This window comes from Bacillus sp. ISL-35 (assembly GCF_018613355.1).
Taxonomy (GTDB): Bacteria; Bacillota; Bacilli; order Bacillales; family Cytobacillaceae; genus Mesobacillus.
Window position 1 is genome coordinate 61348 of sequence record NZ_JAGGQK010000010.1, and the last position, 16212, is coordinate 77559.

General features: G+C 44.1%; 11 protein-coding genes. 4 read left to right on the forward strand and 7 right to left on the reverse strand.

Annotated features, from left to right (window positions below; all coding sequences use genetic code 11):
- Window positions 1-226 precede the first annotated feature (226 nt).
- Window positions 227-3310: an efflux RND transporter permease subunit gene (locus J7E38_RS14865; protein WP_214705262.1), complete on the reverse strand. Its 3084-nt coding sequence runs from the start codon at window positions 3308-3310 to the stop codon at window positions 227-229.
- 120 nt (window positions 3311-3430) lie between these two features.
- Window positions 3431-3580: a lipoprotein gene (locus tag J7E38_RS14870; protein ID WP_214705263.1), complete on the reverse strand. Its 150-nt coding sequence runs from the start codon at window positions 3578-3580 to the stop codon at window positions 3431-3433.
- A gap of 128 nt (window positions 3581-3708) precedes the next feature.
- Here J7E38_RS14870 and J7E38_RS14875 point away from each other — a divergent pair, with 128 nt between their 5' ends.
- The gene (locus J7E38_RS14875; protein WP_214705264.1) at window positions 3709-4701 is read left to right on the forward strand and encodes a DUF3231 family protein; all 993 of its coding nucleotides are present in this window, start codon (window positions 3709-3711) and stop codon (window positions 4699-4701) included.
- A 48-nt stretch (window positions 4702-4749) separates the two neighbouring features.
- Here J7E38_RS14875 and J7E38_RS14880 read toward each other — a convergent pair whose 3' ends face one another.
- Window positions 4750-7149 carry a S8 family serine peptidase gene (locus J7E38_RS14880; RefSeq protein WP_214705265.1) on the reverse strand — a complete coding sequence of 800 codons (2400 nt, stop codon included), beginning with the start codon at window positions 7147-7149 and terminating at the stop codon, window positions 4750-4752.
- A 409-nt stretch (window positions 7150-7558) separates the two neighbouring features.
- On the opposite strand from J7E38_RS14880, the gene J7E38_RS14885 reads away from it, so the two are divergent.
- The gene (locus J7E38_RS14885; protein WP_214705266.1) at window positions 7559-8791 is read left to right on the forward strand and encodes a dicarboxylate/amino acid:cation symporter; all 1233 of its coding nucleotides are present in this window, start codon (window positions 7559-7561) and stop codon (window positions 8789-8791) included.
- Between the two features lie 56 nt (window positions 8792-8847).
- Here J7E38_RS14885 and J7E38_RS14890 read toward each other — a convergent pair whose 3' ends face one another.
- From J7E38_RS14890 to J7E38_RS14900, 3 genes are read right to left on the reverse strand one after another with little or no spacing between them, the layout of a single operon-like run.
- The gene (locus tag J7E38_RS14890; protein WP_214705267.1) at window positions 8848-9807 is read right to left on the reverse strand and encodes a PDR/VanB family oxidoreductase; all 960 of its coding nucleotides are present in this window, start codon (window positions 9805-9807) and stop codon (window positions 8848-8850) included.
- A gap of 16 nt (window positions 9808-9823) precedes the next feature.
- Window positions 9824-10279: a dimethylamine monooxygenase subunit DmmA family protein gene (locus tag J7E38_RS14895; protein ID WP_214705268.1), complete on the reverse strand. Its 456-nt coding sequence runs from the start codon at window positions 10277-10279 to the stop codon at window positions 9824-9826.
- Entirely contained in the window at window positions 10276-11226 is a 951-nt protein-coding gene (locus J7E38_RS14900; protein WP_214705269.1) for a heme-dependent oxidative N-demethylase family protein, read from the reverse strand. The genes J7E38_RS14895 and J7E38_RS14900 overlap by 4 nt, the downstream gene beginning before the upstream one ends.
- A 296-nt stretch (window positions 11227-11522) precedes the next feature.
- On the opposite strand from J7E38_RS14900, the gene ahpC reads away from it, so the two are divergent.
- A complete protein-coding gene (gene ahpC / locus J7E38_RS14905) occupies window positions 11523-12086 on the forward strand; it encodes an alkyl hydroperoxide reductase subunit C (protein WP_214705270.1) in 564 nt (187 codons plus the stop codon).
- 12 nt (window positions 12087-12098) lie between these two features.
- Window positions 12099-13628, forward strand: coding sequence for an alkyl hydroperoxide reductase subunit F (gene ahpF, locus J7E38_RS14910; RefSeq protein WP_214705271.1), 1530 nt, complete (start codon window positions 12099-12101; stop codon window positions 13626-13628).
- Between the two features lie 940 nt (window positions 13629-14568).
- On the opposite strand, the gene J7E38_RS14915 is transcribed toward ahpF, so the two are convergent.
- The gene (locus tag J7E38_RS14915; RefSeq protein WP_214705272.1) at window positions 14569-16068 is read right to left on the reverse strand and encodes a malate:quinone oxidoreductase; all 1500 of its coding nucleotides are present in this window, start codon (window positions 16066-16068) and stop codon (window positions 14569-14571) included.
- Window positions 16069-16212 lie beyond the last annotated feature (144 nt).

Genomic DNA, 16212 nt, shown 5'->3' on the forward strand with positions numbered 1-16212 from the left:
TACATAAATATGAAGCCCCCTCCCCTACTCAAGACACTCGATAAAAAGAAGGTGAAAAAAGCAGAGAATTGTCGGAACATGGTGAAAGAGGAAGGAAGAAAGAAGAACAGGAGCTTTTCCTAGATTTTCCTGCACAAAATTGGTTTCCTTTTGTTCACTAACCACCAAGGAGAAAGGTATTATAAAAGCCCCCTGTGGACGACTGGTCATCCAAGGGGGCTAAGTATTAATCTTCTCGTATTTCCCGGCGATTCTTTTTAAAGATTCTCGATAGAACTTCATAAACTATTGGCACAACAATCAGTGTTAACAGTGTTGAACTTGTTAAACCGCCAATTACCGTAATGGCAAGGCCTTTTGAAATCAAGCCTCCGCCTCCTGAGCCCATGGCCAATGGAATCAGGGCACCAACAGTAGCAATGGCTGTCATAAGGATTGGACGTAAGCGCGTTGCTCCTGCCTCTAGAACGGCTTCACGCATCGTCAATCCATCACGTTCCATATGGATGATCCGGTCAACGAGTACGATTGCATTCGTTACAACAATACCAATCAGCATCAACAGACCCATCATGACCGAGACGGAAATCGTTTCGCCACCAATAAGTAAGCCAACAAACGAGCCAATTACTGCAAATGGAAGCGAGAATAGAATGGCAAATGGTGCAACACCTTCACGGAAGGTTACAACAAGGATGAAGTATACAATCGCAATTGCTGCAAGCATCGCGGCCCCTAGCTGTGTGAATGTTTCGGTCATGTCTGCCTGGACACCGGCAACACCGACCTCAACACCCTTAGGCATGTCTAAAGCATCGATTGCCTTCTGAGTTTTAGCAGATGCTTTTGAAATATCGTCATCTGTAACCGTTCCTGAAACGGATGCATAGTACTGCCCTTTACTGCGGGCAAGTGTATTCATCGTTGTTCCTTTTTCAACGGTTACCAGTTCTGATAACCGCATGGTTGTTCCCGTGGCTGTTGGAACTTCTGTACCCAGGATATCATCAACTGACTTCGGCTGCTTTGCCTGCGCCTGCTGGACGATGACATCAAGTGATTCACCATCTTTTTCTATTGTCGTCAATACATCCTTTGTTTTGTTAGGGTTCAACATCATGACGATTTGACCTGCTGTTAAGCCATATTGCAGCAATTCGTCCTGTTCAACTTTAAAGGTGTATTCTACGTATGCTTCCTCTGCACTGGAACTTACATCTTCTAAACCTTTAATCCCTTTCATCTCATCCTCAGCCATTTTCACAGCGTCAGTAAGTTTATCTAAATCTTCACTGTAGAATGTGTAGCTGATTTCGTTCTCCGGCATCGACATGCCGCCGAAATTCTGGCTCTTCCATTCTCCGCTCTGTCCGATATTGAAGACATACTCTTCGATTTCTTCCCTGACTTCCGGGAAATTCTCCATATCTGGGTCAAAGATCAGGTACATCAACGCGCCGCCAGACCCTGTGCCCATCATCGCTGACATTTGATCCGCTTCTTCCGTAACGGAGATTTGGACGATGTCAATATCGTCACGTTTCAGCATTTCTTCTTCCACTTTTTCTACGTTTGATAAAGTGTCATCCTTAAGCTCACCTGGTCCTGGCGTATAGGTTAAATACATGACCTTGTCTTCCTCGCTGCCCATGAAGCTGAATCCAATAATCGGTGTGAGCGCAAGGCTTCCAGCTAATAGTACAACAGCAATAAGGGAGGTGATGATTTTATGGTTAAGCACCTTATTCAAAATGCCTTTATACCAGCTTGCCAGTTTGCCAACTTCTTTGTGGCTGCTTTCTGTTTTTTCACCATATAATTTCTTTTTGAACAGGAAGTGTGACAAAGCCGGAACGATCGTAATGGCAACAATCAATGAAGCACCAAGGGCAAAAGTCATCGTCAATGCAAATGGCGCGAACAATTCGCCTACCATGCCGCCAACAAAAATCAACGGTGCAAAAACAGCAACCGTAACAAGTGTAGATGACAAAATTGGCTTGAACATTTCAATGGTTGCTTCACGTACTAGTGCACGCCCTGTTAATTTTTCTTCCTTCAAATGAAGTCGTCGATATATATTCTCCACCACGACGATCGAGTCATCTATTACACGCCCAATGGCAACAGTAATTGCGCCAAGTGTCATGATGTTAAGCGTGATTTCCATCCAATTCAGCAGCAGCAATGCCATGAAAATGGAGACCGGAATTGATACAATTGATATAATCGTAGACTTGAAATCTCGTAAAAATAGCAGGATAACCAAAACCGCAATCAATCCGCCAAATAAAGCTTTTTCAATCATTGTTGTTACAGATTCTTCAATTGGCTTACCCTGGTCCAATGAAACCTCGATGGACAAGCCATCTATTTTGTCCTGTTCTTCTTTGATTAAATCCTTTACCTCATTCACAACATCAACAGTGTTTGCCTGCTGTTCTTTGACAATCTGGATGGCGATCGCATCATTGCCGTTTGTACGGGAAATGGATTGCACTTTGCCTACCAGCTCAATCTCAGCAATATCACTAAGTTTTACAAAAGGTGAAGGATTTGCTTCTGATGGAGTTACTGGAATCAGCATGTTCTTCAGCTGTTCAGCAGTGGTGAACTTGCCATCAACCGCAACTGCCTGCTCACCTTCCTTAAATTCAAAAAGTCCAAGGGAGACGCCTAAATTGCTCGCCTGGATCATTTCTTTCACTTTGTCTTCCGTCAAACCGAATTTAGTCATTTTCGCTTCATCATACGCAAGATTTACTTCTTCTATATGCTGTCCCGTAATCGTTACGGAAGCGACACCATCGATTTTATCAATCTTCGGAAGCAGGATCTCCTCGACTGTGGATGTTAGCTCAACAATATCCTCTTTCGTGCTGCTGACACTCAGTGCTGCAATCGGCATCATGTTCATGCTGATTGCCGTAACGGTCGGCTCCTGTGCTCCTTCCGGAAGCTGAACCGTATCCAATGCTGACTGTAAAGCCCGCTTGGCTTCATCCATATCAATGCCGTATTCATACTCAACCTGGATACTGGACATGTTGGAATATGAATTGGAATAGACGTATTTTACATCTTCCAGTCCTTCCACCGCTTTTTCAATCGGGATGGACACATCATCCATTACTTTTTCAGGAGTGGCCCCAGGATAAACATCCATGACCATTAAATACGGTATGGAGATATTCGGGATCGTCTCCATGTTCATTCGCGTACCTGAATAAATTCCTGATACTGTAATGATAATCGTAAGCAGCCAAACCGCCAGTTTATTTCCAAGCACAAAATTGACCAGATTTTTCACTATTGCACCTACCTTAACTATTCATTTATATACATTATAATGTTAATGACTGACCGGTCATTTGTCAATTCTGTATGTACAATAAAAGACCCACTCAACATGATAAGTGGGTCTTTGGTATTATTCATCATCTATTTCGCCATCGCCAATCTCATCTTCTTCTTCAACATCTTCCAGCTGTTCATCATCTTCAGGAGGAGCATCGTTGCCGCACCCTGTAACAGAGAACATGGAGATTGCCAGTAATACCATCATCAAAAACTTTCTCATTACATAACCTCCTTTTGAAAAGTATTTCCACTCTCAAAAGGTTCTATGTAACTTGGATAAAAATCACAAATCATTTGTAATAATTTTCTTCATAAGACAAACAATAACGGGAAAGGAGTGACTGATCGATGGGAGAAGCAAATATAGGCCTAACCTCAACAGAAATATCGAATATCTGGGCATCTTACCTGAAAAGCAGTATGGAATTGCGCTTTTTTCAATATTTCTATGAGACAGCAGATGATGAGGAAGTGAAGAAGATTGCTGAAAAGATGGTCGGATTTTCAGAGAAAAGTCTCAACGACTTGAAGGATATTTTCCGAAAAGAAAGCCTTACCATCCCTCTAGGCTTTACCGAGAAAGATGTAAGGCTTGATGCAGATAAAGTTTTTTCTGACACGTTCATTTTATATATTTGCCATGATATAACGATGCTCTCACTAAGTACATATCCCAGCGCCTTGCCTGATTGCACAAGAAAGGAAATCCGGGATTACTTTCAGGGGGCAATAGAATTTGCTGTCGAGATCCAAAACGACATCACCGACCTGATGCTGCAACAGGGCATTTTTCTTAAGTCCCCGCAGGTAGCGATGGACCACACCGTCGATCTGGTGGATGAGATGAAATATCTCAATGGCCTATTTGGCGGTTCAAGACCTGTAAATGCAGCAGAAATCGCCAACCTGTCGAGAGTCATTCACCGCGCCCGCTTTTCAAAGATGGTCCTCGTGACCTTCAGCAAGCTCGCCACGCATAAGGATGTAAAGGAACATTTCACCAAAGGAGTGGATGCCCTTAAAAAAGTGCTGGATACGCTCGAGGATGTATTGGATAAAGAAAACATCCCCTATTCAGCTTCAGGCGATTTCAACTTTTTCGAGGTAAAAAACTCACCCTTTTCCGATAAACTTATGCTGTTTTTCGTCAATACCTGTCTCGGAATGTTCTGCTTCATCATGATCAACCAGGCCCTTACATCAAGCCTGCGGTCAGACATCGTCACCAAATTCACGATGGTCTCCACCCAAATGAAAAAATACTACGGAAAAGGCCTGCTCCTGACCATCACCGAAAAATGGCTCGAACAGCCGCCACAGGCATTGGATCGGAAGGTGTAAAAAAAGGATTCCAGCTGGAGTGATCCAGAGGAATCCTTTTTGGTGTTTTTATTCTTTTGTTACCAGGTAGGCTTTGTATTCTTTAACGCCTGCTTCTTCTACGTATACAGCCAGTACCCAGTCTCCATTAGGAAGTTCAATACCATTTTGGACTGTGCCATCCCATTGGAATTCGTGGTATGGCACTGGAGCATTGGTGAATGAACCGATTGTGTCAACAAAGCCACCAATGGTGCCATTTGGATTGAATGCATACAGATCATATTCTAGAACTTCTGCCCCGCCCGGCAAATAGGCACCAACATAATAACCATCTTCCGCTTTATCCATGTATGCACCGGTTACACGAGGATAATCCGGCTCGCCGACAAACAGGATGGTCGGAACGTCAATGGTCTGTGTACCATCGTCAATTACGATTGTTCCTTCGTAATAGCCAGGATCTAATTTAGATGTATCAACTTGAACATTGAAGTTCACTTGCTGGGACTTGCCAGCGTTAACCTTTAAATTCTTACTAGTCATAACTTTAATGCCGTCAGGATTTCCGGCAAATTCTACATCAAAGCTATAAGTCTTGCTTTTTCCTGAAAGGTTTTTGATTTCAAAGCTATTCCTTTCAACTTGCTTGCCGCTATCCTTCACAAACTTGCCGAATGAATGGCTTCCAGGAGCGATAAGCGTCTTTGTATTCAAGGCATCAACAACACGGATACTACCTGCACCTTGCGTGTTATGGGCATAAACTTTGCCCGTAGCAGGGTCAATGACATCATCTGCTGTGTTCATCAATGCAGCCTTTACATCTTCGGTACTCCATTGAGGATGCTTTTCTAAAAGCAATGCTGCAGCGCCTGCTACGTGAGGAGATGCCATGCTCGTGCCTTGCAATGCTGCATACCCATTGCCAGGGTAGGTACTTACGATATTCACGCCAGGAGCAGAAACATCCGGCTTGATCATCCATGTGAGTGTAACCGGACCGCGAGAAGAGAAGTCGGCCATTGTTTCGCCGATTTCCTTGTCGAACTCAATATTGAACGATACTTTGTTATTCCCCGCTTCTAACTCATCGAGCAGCTTTTGACCGTCCGAAAGTTCTGTTTTGATGGTTGGTACCGCCATTCCCGGAACATCCGCATGCTCACCAGCAACATTATTGAAAATAATCGCACCTACAGCTCCAGCATTTTTGGCATTTTCCGCTTTGTCAACGAACGCAAATTCTCCGCGGCTGATCAACGCGATTTTTCCTTCAAGGTCCTTGCCTTCAAAGTCCTCTGGAGATCCAAGCCCTACATATACAAACTCATATTCTTTACCATTCAATGCAAGTAATTCTTCATCTGATGGGAAACCCATTACTTTTGCTGTCGGATAATCGACACCTTCTGAGGTAGAGATTGCAGCAGTATATTGATTGAATGGCAGCTGTGTAGCCCCTACTGAAATCGCCTCACGGGAAGTACCCGGAGATCCGACTGTCCAGTTGTTCGGACCTGCATTCCCGTTGGAAGTAACAGCTACTACACCCTCAGCCATTGCCCAATCCAGCGCAATGGAAGTCGCCCAGTCAGGGTTATTGAGTGAGTTTCCAAGAGACAGGTTCATGACGTCAGCCCCATCCTGAACAGCCATTTCAATTCCTGCCACTACATCTTCTGTTGTACCGCCTTCCGCACCAAGAACGCGGTAGCCCAATAATTTCGAATCAGGAGCGACCCCCTTAATCGCACCATTCGCCGCTACTGTACCAGATACGTGAGTTCCGTGATATTGGCCCGTACCTTCCATTGGGTCATTGTCATCGTCAACGAAATCATGCCCTTTGTACTCACCAAAGGCATGCGCAAGATCAGGATGAGTATAATCAACACCAGTATCAATAACTGCTACTGTAACACCCTCTCCAGTAAAGCCTGCATTCCATGCATCGTTCGCACCAATAAATGGAGCGCTGTTCATCATGTTCGGACTGAATTCCTCAGCGGAAACTTCCTCTGCAGAGATTACTTCAGCAGTGTAATGAACATTCGGATAAACCGCCTTTACGCCAGGCAGCGCCATTAGTTTAATAATTTCATTTGCTGGTAGTTTCGCAGAAAATCCTGAAAATACATAGTCGTATTCCCGCTTCACTTCTGCCCCTTTCACCGAGTTCTTAAGTGCGCCAATAACTTTGTTTCTTTCCGTCCTCAGGCTCGCCTTGGTCTGCTTCTTTCCTTTATGCTTCGCTTCCACAATCGATTCTGCTTTCAGTTCAACAATGACTGATGTCGGTCTTTTTGAGGAAAGCTCAATATCCCCGAACAATTCCGCTAACGGCAATTCAGTCAGTTTGGTCCTGGAAGCTGTTCCTTCATTTGCCGCTGCTCCAAAGCCAAATGTTGATAAAATTAAAACGAAAGCTACTAACGTGAGTAAAAACCTTGGAAAATACTTCTTCATTCCTTAGCGTCATCCTCTCGAATTTTAATAATATAAATCCTCACTCCTTTGTCTTATTCGGCACCTCCTTTAGTAAAAAGAGTGAGTAAGTATCTAAAAATCCCCTACCTATTACTAATTAACTAATCTCTCAACATTACCTTCATCTAGTTATCCAAAAATTCTGATTAATTACGCCAAATTAATGAACACGAACGCACACAATAATTTAGAAATAGACAAAACGAGATTATTTTCTTAAAGATTCATCAAAAACCGATTCTCCAACTAACATTACTTGTCTGGACACTCTTTCCAATTTCACTATTGTCTGTTTCAGTTAACAGGTGTAGTTTATAATTAAGTGCATTTTCTTCATTCTTATATGAGTTATGAGAGAAACAATTTAATAAAAAGGGCGGTACATAAAGTGAATCTATGGAATTCATACAAAAATTCATCATTTATTTTAAAAATGACCATCGGCTTTGTTCTGGGGATTTTGGCTGGTGTTTTGCTGGGGGCGGATGCGGAGGCCTTGAAGCCTTTTGGCACGCTGTTGATCAAGCTGCTTAGTCTGATCGCCACTCCGGTTGTGTTCCTGACCGTAGTGCTGGCAGTCAATCAAATGAACCCTGCACAGCTTGGCAGGACCGGAGGGAAATTGATTCTGTATTATGGGGCGACAACGGCTGCAGCGGTGTTGATTGGTCTGGGTCTTGCGTTATGGATCAATCCCGGGAAGTCGCTGACACTCCCGACTACAACCGTAGAGAAGCCTGCGACACCTTCCATATCTGATGTCATTTTCAGCATTGTCCCGGATAATTTCTTTTCGGCTTTCACATCGGGGAACTTAATGGCGATTATGTTTCTGGCGATCATCATCGGCTTCACGATTTCAGGCATGAGGTTTTCCGACGAGGAAAAAATCGAGCAATACGGGACGCAGCTGCAAACTTTCCTTGAAGCAGCCAATGAGCTGTTCTTCAGGATTTTGAAGGGAATCCTTCTTTACGCACCAATCGGTATTTTTGCGATCAGCGCATCCACTTTTGGCACCCAGGGGTGGGACACCTTAACGTCACTTCTCGAATTTACAGCTGTATTTTATATAGGAATCATCATCCTCTGGGTTTTCGTGTACAGTGGCACACTCAAACTGTTCAGAATCCCGGTCAGGAGCTTTTTCGCGAATACAAAGGATGCCTATACAACAGCTTTCTTTACTTCAAGCAGCATCGCTTCCCTGCCGGTGGCAATCGAAAGTGCGAAAAAGGCTGGCATTTCCGAGAAGATGGTTAATTTCAGTTTGCCGCTGGGCGCGGTGTTCAACTCTGATGGCGGAGCGCTAAGGATGGGCGCATCGATTGTTTTTGCCGCCAATGTGACTGGTGCCAATTTCACACTGATAGATTTTGTTACCATCATCCTTGTTGGTACATTGCTTTCAATCGGAACAGCAGGCATTCCTGCCGCTGGGCTTGTTACCCTGTCTGTGGTACTGACGATGTTCGATCTGCCGCTTGAAGTTGTTGCCCTGATCGCGGGCGTCGATGCAATCATCGGCATGGCCGGCACAGCTTCAAATGTCGTCGGGGACGTGGTAGGTGCAGCTGTAGTTGACCAATCTGAAAAGAAAGCAGAATTGGCTCGATCCTAGCAAACATCGTAAACAACTAGAAAACCGCATCAAATAGGATGCGGTTTTTCTATTTTCTATAAATCTAATACTAAATGCCCTTCCCCCCGGGAAACACAGCATAGCATCGTTTGATTGGCATTCTGCTGTTCTTCTGTCAGGAAGGAATCGAAATGGGCGACTTCTCCCTCTGCCACTTTCACTTCGCAAGTCCCACAGCCGCCAACCCTGCAGGAATAAGGCAGATTTATCCCATTTTCACGGATTACATCCAGCAATGAACGATCCTTTGGAATTTCCAGCTCCATCCCGCTATTTTTCAGAGTCACGGTAAATGGCTTAGCCTCTCTATTCTGTGGTGGAGCAAATCGCTCGAAATGGATATTGAAAGAAGGATATCCATAGCTTTTTGCCGCTTTAGTGAATTCTTCAATCATGTTTTCAGGTCCGCAAAAATAAACATGGGTTCCGATTCGGTGATCTTGAAGAGAAACTGGAGACAATCTGTTCGAATTCTCATCCTTTGAAAAATAAAAATGGCATTGTTCTGGATATCGTTCCCTTAACACATTGAAAAAAGCGCATTGTTCCTTTGTTTTCGCTCCATAATGCAGCTCGAACGATTGATTCTTTTCCGCAAGTTCCGCCATCATCGATAAAAAAGGTGTGATCCCAATGCCGGCTGCATAAAAAACATGGTGCTTAGCCTGAAAACTCATTGGAAAATGGTTTTTCGGATAGCTGATATTAACGATATTCCCTTCGCTGACATTATGATGCCAGTAAGCGGAGCCGCCATTTGATGGCTCGGCCAAACGTACGGCGATCTCCATGACACCTGGCTCTGAAAGGTTAAAAACTGAATAATGTCTTTCCGTATTTCTTGAAGATTGCTCCAAATAAGTGATAATGTGGGAACCGCCGCCAAATGGCGGGAGCTTGCCGCCGTCAACTGCCTCCAGCGTGAACCTTTTAATGGTTTCCGTTTCTATTTTTATCGATTTCACTCGCACTTCAATTGTATTGCCCTGCTGCAATTTCAGCCCCCCTGTCTCATTTGATCGTTACATAACCCAGGTAAGCATCCAAACGGCGGGAATAATGATCCGAAACCTCGAGTTCCTGCCCGCAAAGCCTGCATATAACAAACTTGTTTTCCCCGGCTTCATTCTCGCCATGACAAGTACAGCATATTAATTTTTTCGGTAAAAAACCCCTCATCGCAGTCTGGATTTCCTGTTCGGAAAAGCCTGCTCCAAATGCCAGCTCCTTGACCATTTTTATAAATTCCGCCGAACCAGATATGTATAGATAGGTCCCCATTTTTTGCGTGCTGAACCAGTTTTTCAGCATGGATTCCTGTCCTTCTGTGAAAATATGAAAATCAAAAGGGATTTTTTCAGACAATGCTCTTTGTAAAAGATCATAAAAATCCCCGGCACCTTCCGAATCAGTACAAAACAAGAACTTTCTTTTCCCACTCACTATTTTAAAGCTGCTTCCACTCATCTCTTTTTCAATTCCTCCTCCAGATATTCAAGGACTGCATTCCTGTACATGGAAATGCCTTTATATTCTGCGATGAATTCAGGAAGCTCTTTGAGGATCGCCGAAAATTGCTTCAGCCAAGGTGTATACTGGATGAACGATTTAAGCGGCAGCATATGTGTATGGATGGTAAATAAAATCCCATTGCTTTTGGGCAGCCGGAAAAGTTTCTGTACCTCTACCCTCAGGTGGACAAGTTCACCTGCATTTTCTTTCGTCACTTTTTTTCGTGCCTTGCCCCATTCGGCGAATGTCTCAAGTGAGGTATCCAGACGATTCCCTGCCATAAGCGACCAATTTTTTCGCCACCATGGACTGCCAGCCTCGATTCTCATTAAAAACTGGAGAATGCGCTCATCAAGTGAACCAGACTTGAACCCGGGGATTGGCGTATGGATTTCTTTGAAGGACATTCCAGCGTCAAAATACAACGACCAATTGGCCGGAAAGCAGAGCTGCCCTGCATCCAGGAATAAATCCCCGTCCCGCTGCATCATCAAAATCAAATCTTCCTGGACATGCCGGCCGACAAAATCCAGCGGCTCAACGTCAAGTGTTGCCTGGTTCCCAAATGTGAAGGAATGATTCTCACCTGTTAGATGGTTAGTGAAAATCCAATGATCATTATTTGTTACAAGCTGGTAGTTCTCAGGATAGAAACTGGCCAGCTGGTGCAGGACTAAATCCAGCACTTCCCACTGGGCATCCATTGTATGAGACATGGAGTGGTAACAGCATTCGGGGTTATTTGTCAGCAATTCTCTCTTCAGGTTGATTTCCTCTAAATAAGATTCCGTCACTTCGATGGCAATTGGTGGATTTAATGGTACTGCATTGTTAGAATATCTATATACATCCTGTTCACCAAAAGGATAAGGAAATGTGTGCCTATTCTCAATAGAGACCATCCAATTCCTCCTTTTCAGAATTTTTCATCTAATTATTACTATACCGAAGTTTACTGAAGAATTCATTAACCGAGGAAAAGTTGGACATGCTTATATGGTGCAAACGGTATAAATCCGTCTTTTATTTGAAATAATTATTAAGAACGAAAAGCCGGGGTTTATCACTTGACACTTATTAAGTTTTATATAATAATCGTTACTGTATTAGAATTATTCTAGTTTACCGAATAGTTAACTGAATCGCTCAGTGAAACTATTTAAAAAATAATTCAACCATTTTAAGGAGGAAATCAATCATGGCATTAATCGGTACTCAAGTTTTACCATTCACAGCAAACGCATTCCACAACGGAGAATTCATCACTGTTTCTGAAGAGAACTTCAAAGGCAAGTGGAGCGTAGTCGTATTCTATCCAGCAGACTTCACATTCGTATGCCCAACTGAGCTTGAAGACATGCAAAACCAATATGCAACACTAAAAGAAATGGGAGCAGAAGTATACTCTGTATCAACTGATACTCACTTCACTCACAAAGCATGGCATGACCACTCAGAAGCAATCGGCAAAATCGAGTACATCATGATCGGCGACCCTTCTCAGAAGATCTCTCGCAACTTCGATGTATTGAATGAAGAAGATGGTCTTGCAGAGCGCGGAACTTTCATCATCGATCCAGACGGCGTTATCCAGACTGTTGAAATCAACGCAAGCGGAATCGGCCGTGACGCTAGCCAGGTAGTAAACAAGCTGAAAGCAGCACAATATGTACGCAACAACCCAGGCGAAGTTTGCCCTGCTAAATGGAAAGAAGGCGGCGAAACTCTTAAGCCAAGCCTTGATCTTGTAGGAAAGATTTAAGGAGTAACCTCCATGTTATTAGATGCAGAAATTAAAGCACAATTAGCCCAATATCTTCAAATGATGGAGGGCGATGTGCTGCTTAAAGTTAGCGCAGGATCGGATGATGTATCACGAGACATGCTGGCTTTAGTTGATGAATTGGCAACAATGTCATCCCACATTAAAGTGGAGCATGCAGAATTAAACAGAACACCCAGCTTTAGTGTCAACCGTGTTGGCGAAGACACCGGAGTGACTTTCGCAGGCATCCCTTTAGGACATGAATTCACTTCATTAGTCCTTGCCCTGCTCCAGGTCAGCGGCAGAGCGCCAAAGGTAGACCAGGCAGTCATTGACCAGATTAAAGCGATTAAAGACGAATATCGTTTTGAGACATATGTCAGCCTTAGCTGCCATAACTGCCCTGATGTGGTACAAGCCTTGAATGTGATGAGCACTTTAAATCCTGGCATTTCACATACCATGATTGATGGTGCAGCGTACAAGGAAGAAGTTGAAAGCAAGGATATCATGGCCGTGCCAACGGTATTCCTGAATGGTGAGCCATTCGGAAGCGGACGTATGTCCCTTGAAGAAATCCTTGCAAAATTGGGTTCAGGTCCCGATGCTTCCGAGCTGGCTGACAAGGACCCTTACGATGTCCTTGTTGTTGGCGGCGGACCAGCTGGTTCCAGTGCAGCCATCTATGCAGCGCGTAAAGGCATCCGTACAGGAATCGTTGCTGAGCGTTTCGGTGGTCAGGTAATGGATACTTTAGGCATCGAGAACTTCATCAGTGTCAAGCACACTGAAGGCCCTAAGCTTGTTGCCAGCCTTGAAGAGCATGTGAAAGAGTATGGCGTCGATATCATGAACCTTCAGCGTGCGACACGCCTGGAGAAGAAAGATCTGATCGAGCTAGAACTTGAAAATGGTGCAGTCCTTAAGAGTAAAACTGTCATCATTTCGACTGGTGCCCGCTGGCGTAATGTCAACGTACCAGGAGAAGCTGAATTCAAGAACAAAGGCGTTGCCTACTGCCCTCACTGTGATGGACCATTGTTTGAAGGAAAAGATGTAGCTGTCATCGGCGGAGGAAACTCTGGCGTTGAAGCAGCAATCGACCTTGCAGGTATCGTAAAACATGTAACAGTAATTGAGTTCAATCCTGAACTCAAAGCTGATGCTGTTCTACAAGACCGCCTGCACAGCCTTCCGAACGTCACAGTTGTGACGAACGCACAGACAAGCGAAATTACCGGAACTGACAAAGTGAACGGTATTACGTACATTGACCGTGCATCTGGCGAAGAACACCATGTTGAATTACAAGGTGTATTCGTCCAGATCGGCCTCGTACCAAACACAGAATGGCTCGGTGACACGCTTGAACGCACTCGCTTCGGTGAGATCGTCGTAGACAAGCACGGTGCCACAGACCTGCCTGGCGTCTTCGCTGCAGGCGACTGCACAGACAGTGCATACAAACAAATCATCATTTCAATGGGATCAGGTGCAACCGCAGCATTGGGTGCGTTTGATTACATGATTCGTAACTAATAGGGAAGCCGCTTTACTGCCTGGATTGGCAGTGGAGCGGTTTTTTTGTGGACTGATGACAGCTTTGGTCAATTTTTAAGCACAGTGGTCAAAATAACGATGGTTTCTTGACAACTTTCCACTCTTCAATCCCAAACCTGTCAAAATAACGATGGTTTCTTGACAGCTTTTCGCTCTCTACCTTCAAACCTGTCAAAATAACGATGGTTTCTTGACAACTTTCCACTCTTCAATCCCAAACCTGTCAAAATAACGATGGTTTCTTGACAGCTTTTCGCTCTCTACTTCCAAACCTGTCAAAATAACGGTGGTTTCTTGACAGCTTTTCACTCTCTACCTTCAAACCTGTCAAAATAACGGTGGTTTCTTGACAGCTTTACCTCCTACACCTCCTAACCTGTCAAAATAACGATGGTTTCTTGACAGCTTTACCTCCTACACCTCCTAACCTGTCAAAATAACGATGGTTTCTTGACAGTTTTTCGCTCTCTACCTTCAAACCTGTCAAAATAACGGTGGTTTCTTGACAACTTTCCACTCTTCGCCTCCAAACCTGTCAAAATAACGGCTGATTCTTGACAGCTTTACCTCCTGCACCTCCAAACCTGTCAAAATAACGACGGATTCTTGACAGCTTTACCTCCTACACCTTCAAACCTGTCAAAATAACGATGGTTTCTTGACAGCTTTTCGCTCTCTACCTCCAAACCTGTCAAAATAACGATGGATTCTTGACAGCTTTACACTCCTCTCTTTCAAACCTGTCAAAATAACGGCTGATTCTTGACAGCTTTACCTCCTGCACCTCCTAACCTGTCAAAATACCAAAATCAAAATCTCCACTTATCAGCCCGATCCCAAGCGAATGCCTAATTAATCTCCTGACCAACAAAAAAACCTTCAATCCCATCCCGGATCGAAGGTTTTAATCTAATATATATTAGCTATAAACTCGCTCTTTATCGCTCAATCCCAGGGCTTGTGCTGTGGATTCATGGATTTCATGGAATAGCTCAGGGTTGGCCGCTAAAGATACCCCATATGAAGGGACCATTTCCTTGATTTTATCTTTCCATTCGAACATTTTCTCTGGGAAGCATTTTTCCAGCACTTCAAGCATGACGTTTACGGCAGTTGATGCACCTGGGGATGCGCCCAGTAATGCAGCAACGGATCCATCTGAAGCTGTGACGACTTCTGTGCCGAACTGAAGTGTGCCTTTGCTGGATTCTGTGTCTTTGATGACTTGTACACGTTGTCCAGCGACCACTACTCCCCATTCCTCGCTCTTGGCGTTCGGAATGAATTCACGCAGTTCTTCCATGCGCTTTTCATGGGAAAGCATTACTTGCTCAATCAGATATTTCGTCAGGGCCATTTCCTTCATCCCTGCAGCAAGCATGGTCACGACATTATTCGGCTTTACAGAACCAATCAAATCCAGATTCGATCCTGTCTTCAAGAATTTAGGCGAGAAGCCGGCAAAAGGTCCAAACAACAAGGACTTTTTATTATCGATGAATCTTGTATCCAGGTGCGGCACAGACATCGGTGGTGCCCCCACCTTCGCTTTTCCGTAAACTTTCGCGTGGTGGCGCTCGACAACTTCAGGGTTGTTGCATACCAAGAATAAGCCGCTCACAGGGAATCCGCCAACCTGCTTTGATTCTGGAATGCCTGTTTTTTGCAGCAATGGCAGACTTCCTCCCCCGCCTCCGATGAAGACGAACTTGGTTTTGTGGAGTTCCACTTTGCCGCTATCAAGATTTTTGACCTTGACTTCCCATGAGCCGTCGCTGGCACGTTTGATATCTTTCACACTATGCTTATAGTTAATCTCGACATTCTGGTTCTCCAAATGCTCAAATAACATCCGCGTCAAGGCACCAAAGTTAACATCCGTCCCTGAGTCGATTTTGGTTGCCGCTATCGGATCATTAGTTGTGCGTCCCTCCATGATTAAAGGAATCCACTCCTTCAGCTTTTCCGGGTCTTCTGAGTACTCCATTCCCTCGAACATCGGAATAGCTGAAAGCGCTTTAAATCGATTTTTCAAGAAGGTAACATTTTTCTCCCCTTCTACCAGACTCATATGTGGCAGCGGCCTGATGAAATCCTGGGGATTGCGAATTAAATTGCTCTTTACAAGATAAGACCAAAATTGTCTTGAAAGCTGAAATTGTTCATTTACATTGATGGCCTTGGTAATATCAATCGAGCCGTCAGGTTTTTCAGGTGTATAGTTCAACTCACAAAGGGCTGCATGTCCAGTACCCGCATTATTCCACTCATTAGAGCTCTCTTCACCTGCTGAAGGAAGTTTCTCAAAAACTTTGATTTCCCACTCTGGTGCTAACTCTTTCAATAATGACCCCAACGTCGCACTCATGACTCCGGCACCAATTAAGATAACGTCTGTAGCTTTCTGTACGTTGCTCATTTTATCCTTCCTTGTCCCATATATTTGAGTAGGCGCGTCGGATTGGGACACACCTTCTGCCTTTGTTAAAACCGTAACATAATCTATTATAATGATTTGAGGATTAAAATTCCTACTATTTACTGATAATTATAAACTATTTTG

Bases quoted from the DNA above. Each gene is read 5' to 3' on its own strand.
- J7E38_RS14870 (WP_214705263.1), bottom strand. From the start codon at position 3,580: ATGAGAAAGTTTTTGATGATGGTATTACTGGCAATCTCCATGTTCTCT.
- J7E38_RS14875 (WP_214705264.1), top strand. From the start codon at position 3,709: ATGGGAGAAGCAAATATAGGCCTAACCTCAACAGAAATATCGAATATC.
- J7E38_RS14880 (WP_214705265.1), bottom strand. From the start codon at position 7,149: ATGAAGAAGTATTTTCCAAGGTTTTTACTCACGTTAGTAGCTTTCGTT.
- J7E38_RS14895 (WP_214705268.1), bottom strand. From the start codon at position 10,279: ATGAGTGGAAGCAGCTTTAAAATAGTGAGTGGGAAAAGAAAGTTCTTG.
- J7E38_RS14900 (WP_214705269.1), bottom strand. From the start codon at position 11,226: ATGGTCTCTATTGAGAATAGGCACACATTTCCTTATCCTTTTGGTGAA.
- ahpC (WP_214705270.1), top strand. From the start codon at position 11,523: ATGGCATTAATCGGTACTCAAGTTTTACCATTCACAGCAAACGCATTC.
- ahpF (WP_214705271.1), top strand. From the start codon at position 12,099: ATGTTATTAGATGCAGAAATTAAAGCACAATTAGCCCAATATCTTCAA.
- J7E38_RS14915 (WP_214705272.1), bottom strand. From the start codon at position 16,068: ATGAGCAACGTACAGAAAGCTACAGACGTTATCTTAATTGGTGCCGGA.